We start from the raw sequence: 20,943 nt of genomic DNA on the forward strand, positions 1-20,943 counted from the left end.
TAATCGGGTTACGCCGTACGCGAACGATCCGGCACGATGGCTCGGGTGGAGCCTGTGGAGATCACCGAGGACGGCCTGCTGCTGCGACCCTGGCGGGCGGAGGACGCCGACGCGGTGTACCGCGCCTGCCAGGATCCGGACATCCAGCGCTGGACCACCGTACCTCGCCCGTACCTGCCCGAACACGCCCTGGGATTCGTGACCACGATCAGCGGGACGGCCTGGGCGGAGGGCACCGGCGCGCCGTTCGCGGTCTGCGACGCCGGGACCGGTGAGCTGCTCGCCTCCTGCGGCCTGGTCGCGATCGACCGGGGCCTCGACTCGGCCGAGATCGGCTACTGGACCGCGCCCTGGGCCCGCGGCCGGGGCGTGGCGGTCCGGGCCACCCGGGCGGTCGCCCGCTGGGCGTTCGACGCGCTGAAGCTGCGCCGGTTGATCTGGCAGGCCGAGGTCGGCAACCACGCCTCCCGACTGGTCGCGCTCCGCGCCGGCTTCCGCGTCGAGGGCGAGCTGCGGATGGCCCACCCGGCCGTCGACGGCCGCCCGGAGGGCTGGATCGGCTCCCTCCTCCCGGCCGAGCTGGCCGCGCCCGGCGAGCCCGCCCCGCACGGCCCGGACACCCTCCAGGCCCGCCGGGCGGCGGTCTTCGGCCGGCCCCAGCCGGTCCTGTTCGCCACCGCCGGCGCCACCGAGCTGCGGCTGCGCCCTCTGGAGGAGCGCGACATCGACGCGCTCGTGACCACCTGCCGCGACGAGGAGACCATCCGCTGGACCACGGTGCCGCACCCCTACCAGCGGGAGCACGCCGAGGGCTTCCTGCGGGACATCGCGCAGGCGGCCTGGGCCCGGGGCACCGGCGCCTCCTACGCGGTCGCCGATGCCGACGACCGGTACGTCGCCTCGATCGACCTGCGGATCTCCCCCGGCGCGCCGCTCGTCGCCGACGTGGGCTTCATGACGGCGCCGCACGCCCGGGGCCGGGGCTACCTGCCGGCCGCGCTCGCCGCGCTCTGTGCCTGGGGATTCACCACGCTGGGGCTGGCCCGGATCGAGTGGCGGGCCAACGTCGGCAACACCGCGTCCCGCCGGGCCGCCGAGAAGGCGGGCTTCACCGTCGAGGGCACCCTCCGCAGCGGCGTCCAGCACCGCGGGGAACGGCACGACGTCTGGGTCGGCGGGCTGCTCCCGCAGGACCTGTGATGACGCCGGAGACCATCGAGGCCCACGGGGTGCGGCTGCGGCGGAATCGGCTCAGCGATCTGGCGGACACGGCCGCCGCCTGCGCCGACCCGCTCACCCAGCGGTTCCTGCCCGGCCTGCCCGACCCGTACACCGAGGAGAGCGCCCGGTGGTGGATCACCGAGGGCGCCCCGGCGGCCTGGGCCACCGGCGGCGCGGCGTACGTGATCGCCGACCCGGCCACCGACCGGTTGATCGGCGCGGTCGGCCTAAGCCACCCGGTGGCGGAGCGCGGGCAGGCGGAGATCGGCTACTGGGTCGCGCCGTGGGCGCGCGGCCGGGGCGTCGCCACGGCCGCCACCCGTGCGCTGGCCGAGGCGGCCTTCGCCGCCGGCACCGTCCGGCTCGAACTGCTCACCGAGGAGGAGAACGGGGCCAGCCAGCGGGTGGCGCTGGCCGCCGGGTTCCGGCACGAGGGGGTACGCCGGTCGGCCGGCCAGGGCCGGCACGGTCGGCACGACCTGGTCGCCTGGGTACGCCTCGCCGACGACCCGCCCGGGCCGACCGCCCGGCTGCTGCCGGACCTGCCCGATGGCCGGCTCACCGACGGCGTGGTGACGCTGCGCCGGGTGGGGCCGGCGGACGCCGAGGCGCTGTACCGGCTGCACTCGCTGCCGGAGGTGGTGGCGAACCGGGTCCCGCCGGTGGCGCCGACGCGGGCGTCCATCGAGCGGCGCTGCCGGCTGGCGGAGAGCCGTTGGCTGGCCGGCCTCTCGGCCGATTTCGCGATCCTCGACGCGGCGACCGACGCGATGGCCGGCGGCTGTGCCCTGATGTACGACGAGCCCGCCACCGGCCAGGGCATGCTCGGCTACAGCCTGCTGCCGGAGGCGCGCGGCCGGGGGCTGACCACCCGGGCGGTGCGGCTCGTCGCCGGCTGGGCGTTCGACATCGGGCTGGCCCGGCTCTGGGCCGGCACCCGACCGGAGAACGTCGCCTCGCAGCGGGTCCTCGACAAGGTCGGCTTCCGGCGGGAAGGGCTGCTGCGCGGCCGGCTCCCCGGCCCGGACGGCAACCGGGTCGACTCACTCATCTTCGGGTTGCTGCCGGACGACCGCACCACCTGACGGCGGAAGCCGCGGTGGTCGCCCACCACGGCTTCCGGCCGGTCGTGTCCTGCGGGGTGGTCAGGGGTCAGGTGTCGAGCGAGATGATCCCGTAGTCGTAGGCGTGCCGGCGGTAGACCACGCTCGGGCGGCCCGACTCCTTGTCGTGGAACAGGTAGAAGTCGTGGCCGACCAGTTCCATCTGGAACAGCGCGTCGTCGACCGTCATCGGCTCGGCGGGGTGCACCTTCGCCCGCGCGATGTGCCACGGCTGGTCGTCGTGCTCCTCGTAGTCGCCCTCGTCGGGCCGTTCCGCGACGGCGGTGGCCGTCCCGTGCCCGTTCAGGGACGCCGGGCCGGCCCCGTCGAGGTCGGCCACCGGCAGGTCGGCGGTGGCGGCGGCGACGGAGAGCGGCGCGTGCCGGCCGCGGTGCACCCGGCGGCGGTCGGCCGCCCGGCGGAAGCGGGTGTCCAGCTTGGCGATGGCGGCGTCCAGCGCGCTGTAGAAATCATTCGTGCAGGCCTCGGCCCGGATCACCGGGCCGCGCGTCACGCAGGTGATTTCCACCCGCTGGCAGTGATCGGCCTGGCGCGGATTGCGCTCGTGGAACAACTCGACGTCCACGCGAATGAGCTTGTGGTCGTAGCGTTCGATCTTTGCGAGTTTCTCGGCTACGTGCACCCGGTAATGGTCCGGCACTTCGACGTTACGGCCCTTGACCACGATGTCCACGTGACCTCCCTTGTTCGGACGGTCGTTCGGTCCGGATCTTCCGGTCGACGCACCCAGGGAGAACCCCGTTCGGCGTCGACCGATGGTGTACGGCTACGCCTCCTTCCAGTGCCGGGGAAGGTTGGAGACCTCCTACCCCCGACACGAAAACGCTAACTCCTGTTCGGCCACCAGTCACCCCTAGTCGCCGGGAGAGGCCGCGAAATTTAACAGCTCATACACCATGGGGTGAAACGGAAACACGAAGCGTCACTGATGGTGCCGCTTTTGCGTTGCGGCGAGCACCGCCGCGACCTTTGGCGTCATTCCCGCCTCGCGCAGAACCCGACTCACCGCCGCCAGGGTCGCCCCCGTGGTGACGATGTCGTCGAGCAGCACCACGGACCCGTCCGCCCCGCCGGCCCGGCGCAGCCGGAACGCCGCGTCGGCCGCGGCGGCCCGGCCGGCGCTGTCCAGTGCCACCGAGTCCGGCCGGGGCAGCGCGCGCAGCGGGCGGAGCACGCGTACCGGCCAGCCGGCCGCGCGCAGCCGGTCCGCCGCGTGGCGGGCCAGCCGGTCCAGGTGGTCGCCGTAGCGGGCCCGGGCCGCCCGCGCAGTGTCCGGCACCGCCACCAGGGTCACCGCCCGGCGCGAGCCCGCCGCCGCGGCGACCACCTCGGCGAGCAGCGCGCCCAGCGGCCGGGCCAGCCCGTGCCGGCCCCGCTCCTTGTACGCCAGCAGCCCGTGGCGCAGCGCGCCCGCGTACGGGCCGAGGGCGACGCAGGGCGGCAGGCCGGGCGGGGCCGGATCGGGGCGGGTCGGGGCGGGTCGCAGCGACTCCAGCTCGGCGACGCATCGCGGGCAGAAACCCTGCCGCAGGCCGAGTGCCCGCTCCGCGCAGCCGGCGCAGCCGGCCGGCAGCACCAGGTCGGTCAGGTCCGACCAGAATCCGCCCAGGCCCGGCACCGGCGCCTCAGTAGAGGAAGAAGGGGGCCGTCGGGTTGGTCGCCCGGCTGCCCGCCGGCACGTCCAGCACCTGTTCCCGCTTGATGATGTCGATCGGGTTGTTCCGGTAGGCCGCCCGGTTCGCCTCGTACATGTACGACAGCGCTGGCGGCCCACCGACCGCGCTGCCGGGGTACGCGGCCAACTGGGTCACTTCGGCGCCGATGTCCCGCTTGAGCGCCGTATCCTGGGCGCCGTCGACCGTGATCTGGTGGATCGCCGGCCGCCGGTCCGCCTCGTTGCCGGCAAGCACCAGGTCGTTCTCGGCCACCCAGTCGACGGCACTGATGCCGGTGAGCAGGGTGGTCAGTTGGCGCAGCTGGCCCACGCTCACCACGCCGCCGTCGACGTTCACCGCCGCCACATAGAGGGCGCCCCCGATGACCAGGGCGATCCGGTGCCCGTCGAGGGACCCGGCGACCGCCACGACGGGACCGGTGACGGCCAGCGGGACGGGGCTCATCCCGGCCGCCCCGTCGAACCGGTAGAGCTTGCGGTCCGCGGCCACGAGGCCGGCGGGGTGCCGCTCGTCGAGCGAACGGAGCCAGCTGGGTCGGCTGAGAGTGCCGTACGTGTCCTTGCTGATGTCGAACACCGCCACCGGGTCCGGGCCGGAGCCGACCTTGAGCCGCTGCCGGCGGTCCGTGCCGGTCACCACCAGCGCGGCCAGCACCTGGTCGTCGGCGCGGGCCAGCGCCGCGGCGACCACGTTCTTGTTGTCCTCCGGCGCCAGCGGGACGGCGGCTCTCGCCTCGTTGGCGATGGCGAGCGGGCGGACGGCGCCGTCGTAGACGCTGTACCGGACCGGTCGGTCCCCGGTGGGGTACACGGCGTGTTCCGCCCGCTCCTGCTCGAGGTCGATGGTCCGCCGCTTCTGGTTCTGGATCTTCAGGTCGAGCTGACCGCTCAGCTCGGGCAGTGACCAGGCGAGCTGGGTGGCAAGGAGGCCGAGCTTCTTGTCGTCGGCCCCCGGCATGGTGAGGTTGACCTCCCAGTGCCCGTCCGCGCCGGTGGCGTTGTTGATCGGCCGGGTGCCGTCGGGCAGCCCGGTCACCCCCTGCGCCAGCCACTTCGACGGGCCCCCGGTCAGCCACTTCACCACGTCGGTGACCCGCCGCTCGGTCGGCACCGACGAGGGCAGGTAACGCAGGTCGGGCACCAGCCGTGACCGGTCGGAGTTCCAGAAGTAGATGGTGCGCGACCGGTAGTACTCCCGCAGTGCGGTGTCGCTGACCAGCAGCACGTTGGGCACGTTGGAAAGGAGCAGCCCGGAGCCGGCCGGATCCGCCCGGCGCAGCTGGAACTGGTACTCGGTCTCGCTGGCCTCCGGCGAGTCCAGGGCGCCGTCGGCGCGCAGCACGCCGACCTGCTGCACCTTGACCGTCACGTCGCTGGTGCCCTGGTTGTTCGGCGGCGTGACCTCCGGCTTCTCCAGCAGCCGCACCACGGTCAGCTCGATCTCGCTGCTCTGCGGCTTCTCCCGCAGCAGGCCCTTCGCCTCCTGCCCGACGAACTCCTTGACCCGGGCGTAGGCCTGCTCGCGCTCCCCGGCGGCGGCCGCCCGCAGGTAGTTCTCGATGAACGGGACGGGCTCGACGCTGTCGCCCGGGGTGGGCGGCCGAGCGGGGCTGCCGTTCAGCGCGCCGGCCTCGGCGGCCGGGCCCGAGCCGTCGACCTGCACCTCGGTCTCGTTCGGGATCCCGCATGCGGCCAGCCCGGCGGGAAGCAGCACGCCGCCCAGCAGCGCGACCAGCACACGCCGCCTGAGGGTGACGGGCTGACGTCTCGCACTCATGGCCCCACCTCCGCCCGTTCGCCCGGCTCCGCCGGCCCGACGGCAAGCGCCCCGGCGCCGCTGCCCGGACCGATGGCGAGCAGCCCGCCGGAGCGCGGGCCGCCGAACGGCAGGGTGGCGTCGGCCGGCACGAGCCGCAGCGGCGACGTGGTCAGTCGGTCGCCGGCCCGGACCGGCAGGGTCAGCCGGAACTGGGCGCCCTGCCCGGGCGCGCCCCACGCCTCCAGCCAGCCGCCGTGCAGCCGGGCGTCCTCGAGGCTGATCGACAGGCCCAGGCCGGTGCCACCGGTCTGCCGGGCCCGGGACGGGTCGGCCCGCCAGAACCGGTTGAAGACCAGCTTCTCCTCGCCCGGCTTGAGCCCGACGCCGTGGTCCCGCACGGTGATCGCCACCGCGCTCTGGTCCATGCCCAGGGTGATCCGCACGGGCTTGGCCTCGCCGTGCTCGACCGCGTTGCCGACCAGGTTGCGCAGCACCCGCTCGACCCGGCGCGGGTCCACCTCGGCGATCACCGGGCTGTCCGGCAGGTCCAGCTCGATGGCCACCCCGACCCGCTCGGCCAGCCCGGCCAGCCGCTCGGCCACCCGGTGCACGACCGGCACCACGTCGGTCGGCTCGCTGTCGAGCATGGCGAAGCCGGCGTCGAAGCGGCTGATCTCCAGCAGGTCGGTGAGGAGTTCCTCGAACCGGTCCAGCTCGGCCTGGAGCAGCTCGGCGCTGCGCGCCACGGCCGGGTCGAACTCGTCCCGCTCGGCGAAGATCAGGTCGGCGGCCATCCGGACCGTGGTCAGCGGGGTCCGCAGCTCGTGGGAGACGTCGGAGGTGAACCGGCGTTGCAGCCGGGACATCTCCTCCAGCCGGAGGATCTGCCGCTGCAGGTTGGTCGCCATCTGGTTGAACGAGGCGGCGAGCAGGGCCAGGTCGTCCTCGCCGTTGACCACCATCCGCTGGTCGAGCAGGCCGGCCGAGAGGCGCTGGGCGGTCCGGGCGGCCACCCGCACCGGGGTCACCACCAGGCGGGTGACCAGGGCGGCCAGCAGGCCGAGCAGCAGGACCAGGGCCGCGCCGGTGGCCACCACGGTGGCCCGGGCGTCGGCCGCCGTGGCGTCCTGCCGGGCCAGGGGTACGAGGTAGTAGAGCTCCACCTGCCCGAACCGGGTCGGCACCGGGGAGCCGTAGACCAGGTACTTGGTGCGCTGGCCGTCGAGCGTGCCGGTGCGGACCTGGTGTGCCACGTTCCCGGCCGCCACCGAGGCCCGCAGCTCCCGGCTGATCAGCGGACGTACCTGCACGTCGGGTGAGGTGCGCGACTCGATGTAGCCGGCGAAGTTGTCGGCGGTGATCGCCACCACCACGCCGCTGGTCTGCGCCGGGTCACCGCCGGCCAGGTAGTTGACCGTGCCGTCGATGGTGTCCTGGAGCTGGGCCTCCTGCGGCTGGCTGTAGAGGTTGAACTGCTTCGAGGCGTAGTCGCTGCCGTTCTGGAGCCGCAGCAGGACGTCGGTCTCGGCGTTCTCCAGCAGGATGTTGGTGAGCTTGTCGGCGATCAGGTAGGCGAACCCGCCCACCAGCAGGCTGGACGCCACCAGTGTGATGGATACCACACGGACCTGGAGCGAGCGGCGCCAGGTCTGGTGGACGCCCGCGGCGAGCCGGGCCGCACGGCCGGCCAGCACGCGCCACAGCGCCCGCGCGGCGGGGAGCCGGCGGGACGCGGCGGTCGGCGAGTCGGGGCGCGGGGAGGTCACCACAGTGCTGACCAGGCTATCCGGTGCCCGCCTTGTAGCCCACGCCTCGCACGGTGAGGATGATTTCGGGTCGCTCCGGATCCGGCTCGATCTTGGCGCGCAGCCGCTGCACGTGCACGTTGACCAGGCGGGTGTCGGCGGCGTGCCGGTAGCCCCAGACCTGCTCCAGCAGCACCTCCCGGGTGAAGACCTGGCGCGGCTTGCGGGCGAGCGCGACCAGCAGGTCGAACTCCAGCGGCGTCAGCTTCACCTCCTCGCCGTCCCGGCTCACCGTGTGCGCGGGCACGTCGATGGTGATCTGGTTACCGGGCGGGCCGATGGTGAGCAGCTCCGGCGCCACGTCCTCGCCCCGGCGCAGCCGGGCCCGCATCCGGGCCACCAGCTCCTTGGGCTTGAACGGCTTGACCACGTAGTCGTCGGCCCCGGACTCCAGCCCGAGCACCACGTCGACCGTGTCGCTCTTGGCCGTCAGCATCACGATCGGCACGCCGGACTCGCCCCGGATGGCCCGGGCCACGTCGATGCCGCTCATGCCGGGCAGCATCAGGTCGAGCAGGACGATGTCGGGCCGGCTGTCACGGAACGCGGCCAGTGCCCGTTCTCCGTCCGCGACGAAGGAGGGCACGAAGCCCTCGCTGCGCAGGACGATGCCGAGCATCTCGGCGAGTGCTGGGTCGTCGTCGACCACCAGTACCCGGGCTCTCATGGGGTTTATCGTTCCATCCCCGTTCGTTCGTAGGGTCCGCCGTCTTCACGGCACCGTAGCGCCGAGGGCCGTCCGGCACCACAGCTGACGGCGTGGCCGCCCGCGTGGCGCGTCGTGGCGGACGGGTCCACCGGGCGCGGACGCGCCGTGCAACCATGATCCCTCGGGCGTGTCGCCGCCCGCCACCTCGACCCGCTCGCCAGGAGTACCCCGTGCCCGACGTCGGCCCGACCGCGGTGCTCCCACGCCGTCCGCTGACGGTCGGTGAGCTGCTCGACTCGGCCGTCCTGCTGCTGCGCAACCAGGCCCGGGTGCTCGTCCCGCTCGCCGTCCTGCTGGCCGTCGGTGAGCAGGCCCTGCTGCACCCGCTGCGGGTGCTGGCCGGCGCCCGGCCGCCCGGGTGGTGGTTCGACCCGGACCGGCTCGGCTGGTACTGGCTCCTGCTGGCGCTCGGCGCCGGCACCGAGGCCATGATCATCGCGCTGCTGGGCAACCCGGCCGCCCGGAGCGCCGGGGCCGCCCTGCTGGGCCGCCGCACCGGGGCACGCGAGCTGCTGCACGGCGCCCGCTGGGGGGCCACCCTGCTGGCCGGGGTCGCGGTCGGGTCGACCGTCCTGCTCGCCGGGCTGGCCGGGCCGGCCTGGTTGGTCGCGTACGGGCTGCTCGGCGCCGTGGTGCCGGTGCTCGTGGTGGACCGGGTGGCGGCGCACCGGGCGCCGGGGCGGGCGCTGCGGCTGGCGGTCCGGGTCGGCGGGCGGGCCGCCGCGATCCGGCTGCTCGGCTACCTGGGCTGGTGGCTGATCCGGCTCGGCATCGGGCTGGGCGTCTACCACGGCCTCGGCCTGCTGGGGCTCTTCGACGTCTCCGCCTGGGCGCTGCCGGTCGCCACCGTCGCCTGGGCGGCGGTCAACGCGGTCGCGTACCCGGCGCTGGCCTGCCTGGACGCGGTGCTGCACCTGGAGACCCGGATGCGCACCGAGGGGCTGGACATCCGGCTCTCGCGCGCCCCGGCCGGCACCCCGGAGCCCGTCCTGCTGGCGGTGCCGAGGTGAGCCGGTGGTGGACCGAGTCGGTCGCCGCGCTGGGCGACGCCGTACCGCTGCCGCTGGCCGCCCTGCTCCTGCTGGCCGGGGCGCTGCTGGTCGCGCTCGCCTGGTACTTCTTCCCCGCCTGGGTGCCCCGCCGGCTGCCCCGGGTCGGCCGGCCACGGCTCCCCCGGCTCCCCCGGCTCCGCCTGCCCCGGCTCCGGCTGCCCCGCCTGCGCCTGCCCCGACTGCGGCGGCCGAAGCTGCGGCTGCCCCGGCGCCGCCGCCGGGCCCGGCCGGACACGCCGGCGGTGCCGCTGCCCGCGCCCCGGTTGCCCGAGCCGGGGCCGGCCGCCACCACCGGCCTCGCCGACCGGCTCGCCGCCGAGGGCCGGTACGCCGAGGCGGTCCGGGAACGGCTGCGCGAGATGGTGCGCCTCCTGGTGGCGCGGCAACTGGTGGAGCCCCGCCCCGGGCTGACCGTCACCGAGCTGACCGCGGCAGTCGCCCGGGTCCGGCCCGGCGTGCACCCCACCCTGCACGCCGCCGGGGTGATCTTCTCCGACCTCTGGTACGCCCAGCGCCCGGCCACCGCCGCGCACGACCACCGGATGCGTGACCTCGCCGCCGACCTGCGGCGCGAGCTGGCCGTGGAGGGGGACCCCCGGTGACCGCCACCCTCGACCCGGCCCGCCCGGCAGCGCCGCCCGCGCCCCGCCGCCGGTGGCACCGGATGCTGGTCCCGCTCGGGCTGGCCGTGCTGCTGATCGTGACCACCCTGGTCCTGCACGCCGTGGACCAGCCCGACCCGGCCGACCGGGGCTTCCTGTCCCCGGTCGCCACCGGCGGCGACGGGGGCAGCCGGCTGGCCGAGGCGCTGCGCGGCCAGGGGGTGCCGATCCGCCGGGAGACCGACACGCGGCAGGCCCTGCGGGCCGTCGGGCCCGGCCCGGTCACCCTCTTCGTGCCCGCCCCCGAGCTGGTGCACCCGGACACCCTGGCCGCCCTGACCGTGCTGCCCGGCGGCAGCCGGCTCGTGCTGGTCGAGCCGTCCCGCCGGGTGCTGACCGGCCTGGCCCTGCCGCTGGAACCGACCGACCGCCGGTGGGCCACCCGGGCCCTGCCGCCGGACGCCGACGGCTCGTCCTGCCGGCTGCCGGAGGCGCTGCGCGCCGGCACCGCCGCCGTCGACCACCAGCGGTACGCCGGGCCGTCGCTCGTCGACCGGTGCTACGCGGGCGCGCTGCGCCGGGTCTCCTGGGGCGCCGAGGTGGTGGTGATTGGTGCCAGCGACCCCTTCCGCAACGACCGGATCGACGAGTGGGGCAACCGGAGCCTCGCCACTGGCCTGCTCGGCGGCGACCGCCCGCTGGTCTGGCTCGACCTGCCCGGACCCGAGCCGGCCCCGACCGGGCCGAGCTGGTCGCCGACCCCGGACGGCGACGGGACCCCGGTGCCCCGGCGCACCGGCGGGCGCGCGGAGGACCGGGCGGACCCGCCGCCGAACTGGCACAACCCGCTCTGGGACGCCTTCCCGCCCTGGTTCTGGGCGGTGCTGGCGCAGCTCGCCGTGGCCGGGCTGCTGCTGGTGCTCTGGCGGGCCCGCCGGCTCGGCCCGCCCGTGCCGGAGCCGCTGCCGGTGACCGTCCACTCCGCCGAGACGGTGCTCGGCCGCGCCCGGCTCTACCGCCGGGCCGGCGCCCGGGACACCGCCGCCGCGACGCTGCGCGCCGCCGCGCTGGACCGGCTGCTGCCCCGGCTCAACCTGCCCCCGGACACGCCGCCCGACGAGGTGGCCGCCCGGGTCGCCGCGCACGCCGGGGCCGACCCGGAGCGGGTGGCCGAGCTGCTGCACGGCGCTGCCCCGGAAGACGACCGGGAGCTGCTGGAGCTGGCCCGCGACCTGGACGCCCTGAGCCGTACCCTGGCCCCCCACCCGACCGAAGGAGATCCCCGGTGACCGGACCCGTCATCGCCGCCGCGTCGCCCGCCGCGCAGCCCGACGCCCGCGCCGCCCTGCACCGGCTGCGAGCCGAGGTGGCCAAGGCCGTCGTCGGGCAGGACGCCGTGGTCACCGGCCTGGTCATCGCGCTGCTCTGCCGGGGGCACGTGCTGCTGGAGGGCGTACCCGGGGTGGCCAAGACCCTGCTGGTGCGGACCGTGGCCGGCGCGCTGGACCTGGAGTCCAAGCGGGTGCAGTTCACCCCCGACCTGATGCCCGGCGACGTCACCGGGTCGCTGATCTTCGACCCGCGCACCGCCGCCTTCACCTTCCGCGAGGGGCCGGTCTTCACCAACCTGCTCCTCGCCGACGAGATCAACCGCACCCCGCCGAAGACCCAGTCGGCGCTGCTGGAGGTCATGGAGGAGCGGCAGGTCTCCGTCGAGGGTGAGCGCCGCCCGCTGCCCGACCCGTTCATCGTGGCGGCCACCCAGAACCCCGTCGAGTACGAGGGCACCTACCCGCTGCCGGAGGCGCAGCTGGACCGGTTCCTGCTCAAGCTGACCGTGCCGCTGCCGCAGCGGGACGAGGAGCTGGGCGTGCTCCGGGCGCACCATGCCGGCTTCGACCCGCGCGACCTGCGCGCCGCCGGCGTACGCCCGGTGGCCACCGCGGCCGACCTGGCCGCGGCCCGGGCGGCGGTGCGCGCGGTGCACGTGGCCGAACCGGTGCTCGGCTACATCGTGGACCTGTGCCGGGCCACCCGGGTCGCCCCGGCGCTGGAGCTGGGCGCCTCGCCCCGCGGCGCCACCGCCCTGCTGAGCACCGCCAAGGCGTGGTCCTGGCTGGCCGGCCGGGACCACGTCACCCCGGACGACGTGAAGGCGGTCGCCCGGCCCACCCTGCGGCACCGGCTCCGGCTGCGGCCGGAGGTGGAGCTGGAGGGCGTGACCGTGGACGCCGTGCTGGACGCGGTGCTGGCCACCGTGCCGACGCCGCGATGACCTGGCGGGCGGGTCTGCTGCTCGCGGCGAGCGCGGCGACCCTGCCGGCCTGGCCGGCGCCGTTCCTCGGCGTCGCCGTGCTGACCGCGGCGGTGCTGCTGCTGGTCGTCCTCGACTGGACCCTCGCGGCGCCGTTGCACGGGGTCACCGCCACCCGCGCCGGTGACCGGGCGGTTCGGCTCGGCGGCACCGCCACGGTCACCCTGCACCTGGCCAACTCCTCCGCCCGGACGCTGCGCGCCCAGGTGCGCGACGCCTGGGTGCCGTCGGCCGGGGCGCGACCCGACCTCCCCGACGGGCGGGTGCTCACCGTCGCACCGGGCGGCACGGCCACCCTGCCGGTCCGGCTCACCCCGGCGCGACGCGGCGACCGGCCCGCGGTGGCGTTGACCGTGCGCTCCCTCGGGCCGTTGCGGCTGGCCTTCCGGCAGCGCGCCGGCCACCCGGCCACGCCGCCGTGGACGCTGCGCGTGCTCCCCCGGTTCGACTCGCGCCGGCACCTGCCCGAGAAGCTGGCCAAGCTGCGGATCATCGACGGCGTCCAGGTGACCCGGGGGCGGGGCCACGGCACCGAGTTCGACACCCTCCGCGAGTACGTGGTCGGCGACGACGTGCGCTCGATCGACTGGCGGGCCAGCGCCCGCCGCTCGGACGTGCTGGTGCGTACCTGGCGGCCGGAGCGGGACCGGCGGCTGGTCTGCGTGCTGGACACCGGCCGCACCTCGGCGGTCCGGCTCGGCGACGAGCCTCGGCTGGACACCGCGATCGACGCGGCGCTGCTGCTCACCGCGCTGGCCGCCCGGGCCGGCGACCGGGTCGACCTGCTCGCCGCTGACACCGTCGTGCGGGCCCGGGTGACCGGCAGCGGCCGGCCCGCGCTGCTCGCCCGGCTGGTGGACGCGGTCGCCCCGCTCCAGCCGGCGCTCGTGGAGACCGACTTCGAGCTGATCGCCGGGGAGGTGCTGCGCCGGGAACGGCAGCGCAGCCTCGTGGTGCTCTTCACCGCCCTGGAGGCGGGCGCGCTCGGCGAGGGGCTGCTGCCCGTGCTGCCCCGGCTGGCCGCCCGGCACCGGGTGGTGCTCGCGGCCACCCACGACCCGGTGCTGACCGGGCTCACCACCGCCCCGCCGACCGGCCCCGACGACGCGTACGCCGCCGCGGCGGCCTGGCGGGCCCTGGCCGAGCGGGACCGGGTCCGGGCCGCGCTGTCCCGGCACGGGGTGACCGTGGTGGACGCCCCAGCCGACCGGCTCGCCCCGGCGGTCGCCGACACCTACCTGCGGCTCAAGTCCCTCGGCCAGCTCTGACCGCCCGGCCGCCGAGGAGCAGCGCGTACGCCAGGAAGGCCAGCCAGACCGTGGCGCCGATCCCCACCCGGACGGCGACCGGCAGCGGCGCCGGGGTCACGAACGCCTCCAGCAGCGCGGAGACCGCGAAGAGGCCGACCAGGCCGGCGGCGACCACGATGGCGGAGCGGCCCGCCTCGGCGACCGCGCGGCCCCGGCTCAGGTGTGCCGGCGGGGCGATCCAGGCCCACGCGGTACGCAGCCCGACGCCGGCCGCCACGTATATGCCGGTGAGTTCGAGCAGCCCGTGCGGGGTGATCATGCCGAAGAACACGTCGGCCCGGCCGTAGGAGATCATCACGCCGCCCACCACGCCGATGTTCAGGGCGTTCTGCCAGAGCAGCCAGAGCACCGGCACCACGAGCACCCCGGCGGCCAGGCACTGCGCGGCCAGCCAGGCGTTGTGCGTCCACAGGTGGAACGCGAAGGTCGGCGCGGTGAACTCGGTGTAGTAGCCGGCGAAGCCGGAGTCGACGAGCTGCCGGGCCGCCTCGGCGCCGATGAACGCGGCGGCGGTGTCCGGGTGGCCGGCGACGAACCAGATGAGGAAGGCGGTGAGGGCGCTGAAGCCGGTGGCCACCGCGCACCACCAGGGCCAGGCCCGGTAGAGGGCGGCCGGCAGGTCGCCGACGAGGAACCGGCCCACCGCCGCCCAGGAGGGCCGGGGGCGGCCGGTGATCCGGGCCCGTGCCGCGAGCACCAGGTGGGAGAGGCGGCCGACCAGGGCCGGTTCGGGGGCCCGGCTGCGCAGCGCGGACAGGTGGGTGGCGGTGCGCTGGTAGAGGCCGACCAGCTCGTCCACCTCGGCCGCGTCCAGCTTCCGCCGGCCGGTCAACTGCTCCAGCCGCCGCCACTCGGCGCCGTGCTCGGCCACGTACGCGTCGAGATCCACTCGTCCTCCCCCGTCCGGCGCACATAGTGTTCACTGTCGGGGTGCGCGCGCAACCTCCCCCACCGGCCCGGTGGGCCGACGCCGGTCTGGTCAGCGGCGAGGCGGTGGAGCTGGACGTCCGGGCGGCCCGGCTGGGCTCCCGGGTGCTCGCCCTGCTGATCGACCTGGTGGCCCAGCTCGTGGTGGCCATGCTGCTCAGCGCGGCCCTGTCGGTGCTGGTGTTGAGCCTGCCGCGCGACCTCATGGACGCCGCGCTGGCCGGCGCCCTGCAGCTCGTGGTGCTGGTGCTGGTGCTGGTCGGCTACCCGGTGCTCATGGAGCGCTTCGCGGGCGGCCGGACGCTGGGCAAGCTGGCCGTGGGGCTGCGGGTGGTCCGCGCCGACGGGGGCCCGGTCGGGGTCGGCCAGTCGCTGACCCGGGCGCTGGTGGGCGTGGCCGTGGAGTGGCCGGGGCTGGTGCTGCCGCTGCTGAGCTGGGCGGCGAGCGTGACGGTGATGCTGACCGACCCGCGCGGGCGGCGGCTGGGCGACCTCGTCGCCGGCACGCTGGTCGTGCACACCCGCGGCGCCGGGGTGTGGCGGCCGGCCCCGCCGCCCGTGCCGCCGCTGCTCGGCTGGGCGGCCACCCTCGACCTGAGCCGGGTGGACGACGGGCTGGCCCTGGCCGTCCGGCAGTACCTGGGCCGGTTGCACCAGCTCGCCGAGCCGGACCGGAGCCGGCTGGGCCGGGGGCTGTGGGCCGAGGTCGCGGCGGTCACGTCGCCGCCCCCGCCGTGGGTCGCGCCCGAGTCGGCGTACCTGGCCGCCGTGCTCGCCGAGCGGGGTCGCCGGGCCGCGTACCGGCTGGGCCGCGCCCGGGCGGTCACCGCCACGCTGTGGCCGGAGCTGACCTCCACGCCGGCCACCCCGGCGCCGGCCACCCTGCGGCCCGCCGTCCCCACCCAGCCCGATCCGGTACGCGGACAGCCCACCTCGGTTCGCGCCGGGCGCTGACCCCGGTCAGGAGAACAGTTCCCGGCCCCACCAGTCGGCGGCGTCGCGGACGCCGGGCGGGCAGGCGAACAGGCCGCTGGAGACGTGCCGCAGGTATTCGTTCATGGCGTCGTTGCGGGCCAGCCGGGTCTGGATCGGCACGAACTGCTTGCGCGGGTCCCGCTGGTAGGCGATGAAGAAGAGCCCGGCGTCGAGCCGGCCCAGCCCGTCCGAGCCGTCCACGAAGTTGTAGCCGCGACGCAGCAGGCGGGCGCCGTCGTTCTGGTCCGGGTGGGCGAGCCGGACGTGCGAGGTCTCGGCGATCACCGGCTCGCCGTCGTCGCCCTTGGCGGCGAAGTCCGGCTCGTCGAACTCGGCGCGCTTGCCGAGCGGCGCTCCGCTGCCCTTGGTCCGGCCGACGATCATCTCCTGCTCGGCCAGGGGGCTGCGGTCCCAGGTCTCGACCAGCATCCGGATCTTGCGGGTGACCAGGTAGGACCCGCCGGCCATCCAGGCGGGGCCGTCGCCGGGCTGGGCCCAGAGCTGCTCGCGGAGCAGGTCGGCGTCCTCGGCCTTGAGGTTGGCGGTGCCGTCCTTGAAGCCGAACAGGTTGCGCGGGGTGGCCTGCCCCCGCGACGTCGACGAGGTACGCCCGAAGCCGAGCTGCGACCAGCGGACGCTGACCACGCCCATGCCGATCCGGGCCAGGTTGCGGATGGCGTGCACCGCCACCTGCGGGTCGTTGGCGCAGGCCTGGACGCAGATGTCGCCGCCGGACAGTTCCGGCTTGAGCGCGTCCCCGGCGAAGTGCGGCAGGTCGGCCAGGGCGGCGGGCCGCTTGTCGGCGATGCCGAAGCGGTCCCGGCCCTGGGCGTCGCGGAACAGCGTCGGCCCGAAGCCGACGGTGATGGTGAGCTGCGACGGGGGGAGCCCGAGCGCCTCGCCGGTGTCGTCCGGCGGGGCCTCCGGCACGCCGTCGACCGCGCCGATCAGGCCGGCGTCCTTGCCGGCGGTCATCCGGGCCGCGGCGGCGCTCCACTCCTGGAGCAGCGCGACCAGCCGGGCCCGGTCCTTGGTGATCACGTCGAACGCGACGAAGTGCAGCCGGTCCTGGGCGGGGGTGATGATGCCGGCCTGGTGCTCGCCGTGGAACGGGACCGCGCCGGCGGCCGTCTCGGTGGCCGACGCCTGGTCGCCGCCGCCGAACAGCGCGCCCGCGCCGACCGCCACCCCGGCGACACCGGCCACGCCGGCTCCGGCCAGGGTGATGGCGCGGCGCCGGGACACGCCGGTACCGCGGGTCGTCTCGTCGGTGTTCGTCTCGTCGGTGTTCGTCTCGCTCATCACGTCACCTCCGGACCCGGTCGTCATCGGGCGACGACCGCGGCAACCTTGCTGATCGGCTCGGCCAGGGCGTTGATGCTGTCCGAGAGTTCCTTGAGCTCGGCCTTGCTGAGCTGGGTGTGCAGCTTCCAGCCGTCGCCGGCACGGTGCTTGCCGAGCGCGGCCTCGACGTTGGCGAACTCGGTGTCGAGCTGCTTGACCAGGTCGGGCGAGCGCTGCTCCAGGGCGGGGCGCAGCGCGGCGATGGCCGCCTTCGAGCCCTCCAGGTTGGCGTTGAAGTCCCAGAGGTCGGTGTGCGAGTACCGCTCCTCCTCGCCGGTGATCTTGCCGCTGGCGACCTCGTCGAGGAGCGCCTTGGCGCCGTTGGCGAGCTGGAGCGGGGTGAGCTTCTCGGCGTTGGCCTTGGCCACGATCGCCTTGACGTCGACGAGGAGCTGGTCGGCGATGGCGCCGTCCTTGCTGACGTCGCCGGTGGTCCACAGGTCCTTCTCGATCCGGTGGAAGCCGGTGAACGGCATGCCCTCCTCGACGACCTCCTCGCGGCCGTCGATCTTCGGGTCGAGGTCGCCGAAGCTCTCCGCCACCGGCTCGATCCGCTCCCAGTAGGTGCGGGCCACCGGGTACAGCTCCTTGGCCTTGGCCACGTCGTTGGCCTTGACCGCGGCCACGAACTCCTCGGTCTTCGTGAGCAGCGCGGCCGTCTGGCTCTGCACGTAGCGCTGGTAGCTGGCGGTGGCCTGGCTGAGCGCCGCGTCGGGCGCGACGGTCGCGGCGGTGCCGCTGACCTTCAGGGCGGCCCGGATGCCGCGGCCGCTCATGCCGGGCTTGCAGGCGGTCTCGTACGTGCCGGCGGGCAGCTCGACGTGGAGCTCGCGGCTCAGGCCGGGGGCGATGTTCTCCACCTCGCCCATCACCCGGTCGCCGGCGGCGTAGACGTAGAACTCGTTGACCTTGGACCCGGAGTTGGTCACCTTGAAGGTCACCTGCCCGGCCTCGACCTCGGTGACGCCGACCTCGCAGGCGCTGTCGGTGGCCTTGACGGCGATCGGGCCGCCGGCCTTGGCGTCGGAGTCGTCACCGCCCCCGCAGCCGGCCAGCCCGGCGACGGCGAGCACCCCGGCGGCGGCGGGCGCGACGAATCGAGTGGTACGCATCGGTGGTGTCTCCTCGGAAACGGGCCGGTCAGGCGCGCTGGGTCGCGGTGGTGGTGGGAGCCTCGGCGGCGGCCGGCTCGGCCGGCTCGGCCGGCGTGGTCGCGGCGGCCGGCTCGGCCGGGGAGGTCGCGGCGGCGCCGGTCGCGGCCGGCGGGGCGGCGGGTGCGGCGGGCCGGGCCGGGGCGGCCGGCTTGCGCAGGAAGAGGACGAGCACCGGGACCGCGTAGGCCACCCAGGCGATCATCTCCAGCACGGTCGGGGCGGCGGTGATGTTGAACATGCCGGCGAGCAGCGCGCCGTACCAGGCGTTCGGGTCGAGCGTCGAGGAGATGTCGAAGGCCTGGTTGTTCAGGCCGGGCAGCACGCCGGCCTCCTGGAAGTCGTGCACGCCGTACTTGAGGATGCCGGCGGCGACCAGGATCAGCAGCGCGCCGGTCCAGGTGAAGAACTTGCTCAGGTTGATCTTCAGGGCGCTCCGGTAGAGCAGGAAGCCGATCACCACGGCGGTGGCGACGCCGCCGGCCAGCGAGAGCAGCGCGCCGGCGCCGGTGCCGCCGGCCGCGCTCTGCGCGGCGGAGTAGAAGATCAGCGCGGTCTCCAGGCCCTCCCGGATCACCGCGAGGAAGGCCATGCCGGCGACCGCGAGGGAACCGACGGCGAGCGCCTCGGTGAGCTTGCCGCGCAGCTCGCCGGCGATCGTCCGGGCGGCCCTGCGCATCCAGAAGATCATCCAGGTCACGAAGACCACGGCGGCCACCGAGGTGACGGCCTCGAACAGCTCGCGGTCCTCGGAGCGCGCCAGCAGCGAGGTCGAGGTGTACTCGATCAGCCAGCCGAAGAAGACGGAGAGCGCCACGGCCAGGCCGACCCCGGCCCAGACCTGCGGCAGGCGGTCACGCCGCTGCGACTTCACGAGGAAGGCGACCAGGATGCTGACCACGAGGGTCGCTTCCAGTCCCTCCCGCAGGCCGATCAGGTAGGTGGCGAACATCGGTACTCCGTGTTTGGTTAGGCACGCCTCAGTTAACTTAGGGCAGCCATACCTTGCTCCTGATCGGGCACCGAGTCAAGTCGATCGGCCGAACGTCACCCCACCCGTCGACATGCTGACATGCCCTGGTCACCTCACCTTCGCCCGGCGGCGGTCACACCCGCCAGGGTCGTTCGGCCCCACCCGGCACCGGGAGCCGGCGCGCAGCGCCGGAGCCGCCGGCGCCCCGCGTACGCGAAGGGGACCGGGACGGCCGCGCGGCGGCCGACCCCGGTCCCCTCCGGGTGCGGAACTCAGTAGCGGTAGTGCTCCGGCTTGAACGGGCCCTCCGGGGACACACCCAGGTAGGCGGCCTGCTCCTTGGTGAGGGTGCTCAGCTTGGCGCCGAGCGCGCCCAGGTGCAGGCGGGCGACCTTCTCGTCCAGGTGCTTGGGGAGCACGTACACGCCGACCGGGTATTCATCCGTCTTGGTGTAGAGCTCGATCTGGGCGATGGTCTGGTTGGCGAACGAGTTCGACATCACAAAGCTCGGGTGGCCGGTCGCGTTGCCCAGGTTCAGCAGGCGGCCCTCGGAGAGCACGATGATGGCGTGGCCGTCCTCGAAGCGCCACACGTCGACCTGCGGCTTGATGTTCTCCCGGGTCACGTCGGAGCGCTTCGCCAGACCGGCCATGTCGATCTCGTTGTCGAAGTGGCCGATGTTGCCGACGATGGCCTGGTGCTTCATCCGGGCCATGTGCTCGTGGGTGATGACGTCGAAGCAGCCGGTCGCGGTGATGAAGATGTCGGCCTGCTCGACCACGTCGTCCAGGGTGGCCACCTGGTAGCCGTCCATCGCCGCCTGGAGGGCGCAGATCGGGTCGACCTCGGTCACCACGACCCGGGCGCCCTGGCCGCGCAGCGACTCGGCGCAGCCCTTGCCCACGTCGCCGTAGCCCATGACGACCGCCATCTTGCCGCCGATCAGCACGTCGGTGGCCCGATTGATGCCGTCGATGAGCGAGTGGCGGCAGCCGTACTTGTTGTCGAACTTGCTCTTCGTCACCGAGTCGTTGACGTTGATGGCGGGGAAGAGCAGGGTGCCGGCGCGGTGCATCTCGTAGAGCCGGTGCACGCCGGTGGTGGTCTCCTCGGTCACGCCCTTGATGCCGGCGGCGATCCGGGTCCAGCGCTGGCCGTCCTCGGCGAGCGAGCGGTGCAGCAGCTGGAGGATGACCGCGTACTCCTCGGAGTCGGCGGACTCGACCGGCGGCACGACGCCGGCCTTCTCGAACTCGGCGCCCTTGTGCACGAGCAGGGTGGCGTCACCGCCGTCGTCGAGGATCATGTTCGGGCCCTGCCCGTCGGGCCAGGTGAGCACCTGCTCGGTGCACCACCAGTACTCCTCCAGGCTCTCGCCCTTCCAGGCGTAGACCGGGACGCCGGCCGGGGCCTCGGGGGTCCCGTCCGCGCCGACGACGATCGCGGCGGCGGCGTGGTCCTGGGTGGAGAAGATGTTGCAGGACGCCCAACGGACCTGCGCGCCGAGCGCGACCAGGGTCTCGATCAGGACGGCGGTCTGGATGGTCATGTGCAGCGAGCCGGTGATGCGGGCGCCGGCGAGCGGCTGGGCCTCGGCGAACTCGCGCCGGATCGCCATCAGGCCGGGCATCTCGTGCTCGGCGAGACGGATCTCCTTACGCCCGAACGCGGCGAGCGACAGATCCGCCACCTTGTAGTCGCCCTCGGCGAGGGTGCTCGGCCGGGCTCCGGACGACGCGCCACGGGGGGCCGCCGGGAGGGTGCTGGTCATGGAAGCTCCTGTCGAACGATGACTGCGCAGCCTTCCACCTTACGCGCGTGGACTTCTTCTCCCGTGCCCGGTTGACCGACGAGGCGGCGGTCCGGTCGGCGGACAGCGCACGGGGCGGTCGGTCGTGAACGGACTTTCCGCTCACGGCCCGGCCGCCCCGTGCATCCCCCCGGTTTGGTTCCCCCGCGCGTTACCGGACCTTCGTCGCGACAACGCTGCGTACCCATAGA

General features: G+C 74.7%; 18 protein-coding genes. 8 read left to right on the forward strand and 10 right to left on the reverse strand.

From position 1 onward, the window contains the following. Nucleotides 1–36: 36 nt before the first annotated feature. Nucleotides 37–1,200 carry a GNAT family N-acetyltransferase gene (locus tag NLX85_RS06695; protein WP_254332321.1) on the forward strand — a complete coding sequence of 388 codons (1,164 nt, stop codon included), beginning with the start codon at nt 37–39 and terminating at the stop codon, nt 1,198–1,200. Then, nucleotides 1,200–2,306, forward strand: a complete 1,107-nt coding sequence (locus NLX85_RS06700) for a GNAT family N-acetyltransferase (RefSeq protein ID WP_254332329.1) — start codon at nt 1,200–1,202, stop codon at nt 2,304–2,306. Before NLX85_RS06695 ends, NLX85_RS06700 begins: the two co-directional genes overlap by 1 nt. Nucleotides 2,307–2,373: 67 nt before the next feature. Here NLX85_RS06700 and hpf read toward each other — a convergent pair whose 3' ends face one another. From hpf to mtrA, 5 genes are all read right to left on the reverse strand, one after another. Next, a complete protein-coding gene (gene hpf / locus NLX85_RS06705) occupies nt 2,374–3,018 on the reverse strand; it encodes a ribosome hibernation-promoting factor, HPF/YfiA family (protein WP_254332331.1) in 645 nt (214 codons plus the stop codon). A gap of 249 nt (nt 3,019–3,267) precedes the next feature. Beyond that, nucleotides 3,268–3,921 (reverse strand): ComF family protein, encoded by a 654-nt coding sequence (locus NLX85_RS06710; protein ID WP_254333673.1) that lies wholly within the window; start codon nt 3,919–3,921, stop codon nt 3,268–3,270. Between the two features lie 49 nt (nt 3,922–3,970). After that, on the reverse strand, nt 3,971–5,797 hold the full coding sequence (locus NLX85_RS06715) for an LpqB family beta-propeller domain-containing protein (protein WP_254332333.1): 1,827 nt from the start codon (nt 5,795–5,797) through the stop codon (nt 3,971–3,973). Then, nucleotides 5,794–7,470, reverse strand: coding sequence for an MtrAB system histidine kinase MtrB (mtrB, locus tag NLX85_RS06720; protein ID WP_254333681.1), 1,677 nt, complete (start codon nt 7,468–7,470; stop codon nt 5,794–5,796). The genes NLX85_RS06715 and mtrB overlap by 4 nt, the downstream gene beginning before the upstream one ends. Nucleotides 7,471–7,561: 91 nt before the next feature. Continuing rightward, nucleotides 7,562–8,251, reverse strand: a complete 690-nt coding sequence (gene mtrA, locus NLX85_RS06725; RefSeq protein ID WP_046564340.1) for an MtrAB system response regulator MtrA — start codon at nt 8,249–8,251, stop codon at nt 7,562–7,564. Between the two features lie 212 nt (nt 8,252–8,463). Between mtrA and NLX85_RS06730 the strand changes: the two genes are divergently transcribed. From NLX85_RS06730 to NLX85_RS06750, 5 genes are read left to right on the forward strand one after another with little or no spacing between them, the layout of a single operon-like run. Then, nucleotides 8,464–9,303, forward strand: coding sequence for a hypothetical protein (locus tag NLX85_RS06730; protein WP_254332339.1), 840 nt, complete (start codon nt 8,464–8,466; stop codon nt 9,301–9,303). Further along, the gene (locus NLX85_RS06735; RefSeq protein WP_254332340.1) at nt 9,300–9,947 is read left to right on the forward strand and encodes a DUF4129 domain-containing protein; all 648 of its coding nucleotides are present in this window, start codon (nt 9,300–9,302) and stop codon (nt 9,945–9,947) included. The genes NLX85_RS06730 and NLX85_RS06735 overlap by 4 nt, the downstream gene beginning before the upstream one ends. Continuing rightward, nucleotides 9,944–11,236, forward strand: a complete 1,293-nt coding sequence (locus tag NLX85_RS06740; RefSeq protein ID WP_254332342.1) for a DUF4350 domain-containing protein — start codon at nt 9,944–9,946, stop codon at nt 11,234–11,236. Before NLX85_RS06735 ends, NLX85_RS06740 begins: the two co-directional genes overlap by 4 nt. Before the next feature lie 11 nt (nt 11,237–11,247). Further along, on the forward strand, nt 11,248–12,222 hold the full coding sequence (locus tag NLX85_RS06745) for an AAA family ATPase (protein ID WP_374628068.1): 975 nt from the start codon (nt 11,248–11,250) through the stop codon (nt 12,220–12,222). Continuing rightward, nucleotides 12,219–13,529: a DUF58 domain-containing protein gene (locus NLX85_RS06750; protein WP_254332346.1), complete on the forward strand. Its 1,311-nt coding sequence runs from the start codon at nt 12,219–12,221 to the stop codon at nt 13,527–13,529. The genes NLX85_RS06745 and NLX85_RS06750 overlap by 4 nt, the downstream gene beginning before the upstream one ends. Here NLX85_RS06750 and NLX85_RS06755 read toward each other — a convergent pair. Beyond that, complete coding sequence (locus tag NLX85_RS06755; RefSeq protein WP_254332348.1) at nt 13,507–14,460, reverse strand: stage II sporulation protein M; 954 nt, start codon at nt 14,458–14,460, stop codon at nt 13,507–13,509. The genes NLX85_RS06750 and NLX85_RS06755 overlap by 23 nt on opposite strands. A gap of 23 nt (nt 14,461–14,483) precedes the next feature. Between NLX85_RS06755 and NLX85_RS06760 the strand changes: the two genes are divergently transcribed. Beyond that, nucleotides 14,484–15,452, forward strand: a complete 969-nt coding sequence (locus NLX85_RS06760) for an RDD family protein (RefSeq protein WP_374628069.1) — start codon at nt 14,484–14,486, stop codon at nt 15,450–15,452. A gap of 6 nt (nt 15,453–15,458) precedes the next feature. Here the strand turns inward: NLX85_RS06760 and efeB are convergent, their stop codons facing one another. From efeB to ahcY, 4 genes are all read right to left on the reverse strand, one after another. Then, nucleotides 15,459–16,775: an iron uptake transporter deferrochelatase/peroxidase subunit gene (efeB, locus tag NLX85_RS06765; RefSeq protein ID WP_254332352.1), complete on the reverse strand. Its 1,317-nt coding sequence runs from the start codon at nt 16,773–16,775 to the stop codon at nt 15,459–15,461. A gap of 23 nt (nt 16,776–16,798) precedes the next feature. Next, nucleotides 16,799–17,929 (reverse strand): iron uptake system protein EfeO, encoded by a 1,131-nt coding sequence (efeO, locus tag NLX85_RS06770; protein ID WP_254332354.1) that lies wholly within the window; start codon nt 17,927–17,929, stop codon nt 16,799–16,801. Between the two features lie 28 nt (nt 17,930–17,957). Further along, a complete protein-coding gene (efeU, locus tag NLX85_RS06775) occupies nt 17,958–18,920 on the reverse strand; it encodes an iron uptake transporter permease EfeU (protein ID WP_254332356.1) in 963 nt (320 codons plus the stop codon). 293 nt (nt 18,921–19,213) lie between these two features. Beyond that, nucleotides 19,214–20,713 (reverse strand): adenosylhomocysteinase, encoded by a 1,500-nt coding sequence (ahcY, locus tag NLX85_RS06780; RefSeq protein WP_254332358.1) that lies wholly within the window; start codon nt 20,711–20,713, stop codon nt 19,214–19,216. Nucleotides 20,714–20,943: the final 230 nt, after the last annotated feature.

The organism is Micromonospora sp. A3M-1-15, from assembly GCF_024213425.1.
Taxonomy (GTDB): Bacteria; Actinomycetota; Actinomycetes; order Mycobacteriales; family Micromonosporaceae; genus Micromonospora; species Micromonospora chersina.

Bases quoted from the DNA above. Each gene is read 5' to 3' on its own strand.
- NLX85_RS06715 (WP_254332333.1), bottom strand. From the start codon at position 5,797: ATGAGTGCGAGACGTCAGCCCGTCACCCTCAGGCGGCGTGTGCTGGTC.
- NLX85_RS06750 (WP_254332346.1), top strand. From the start codon at position 12,219: ATGACCTGGCGGGCGGGTCTGCTGCTCGCGGCGAGCGCGGCGACCCTG.
- NLX85_RS06695 (WP_254332321.1), top strand. From the start codon at position 37: ATGGCTCGGGTGGAGCCTGTGGAGATCACCGAGGACGGCCTGCTGCTG.
- efeO (WP_254332354.1), bottom strand. From the start codon at position 17,929: ATGCGTACCACTCGATTCGTCGCGCCCGCCGCCGCCGGGGTGCTCGCC.
- mtrA (WP_046564340.1), bottom strand. From the start codon at position 8,251: ATGAGAGCCCGGGTACTGGTGGTCGACGACGACCCAGCACTCGCCGAG.
- efeB (WP_254332352.1), bottom strand. From the start codon at position 16,775: ATGAGCGAGACGAACACCGACGAGACGAACACCGACGAGACGACCCGC.
- NLX85_RS06700 (WP_254332329.1), top strand. From the start codon at position 1,200: ATGACGCCGGAGACCATCGAGGCCCACGGGGTGCGGCTGCGGCGGAAT.
- ahcY (WP_254332358.1), bottom strand. From the start codon at position 20,713: ATGACCAGCACCCTCCCGGCGGCCCCCCGTGGCGCGTCGTCCGGAGCC.
- efeU (WP_254332356.1), bottom strand. From the start codon at position 18,920: ATGTTCGCCACCTACCTGATCGGCCTGCGGGAGGGACTGGAAGCGACC.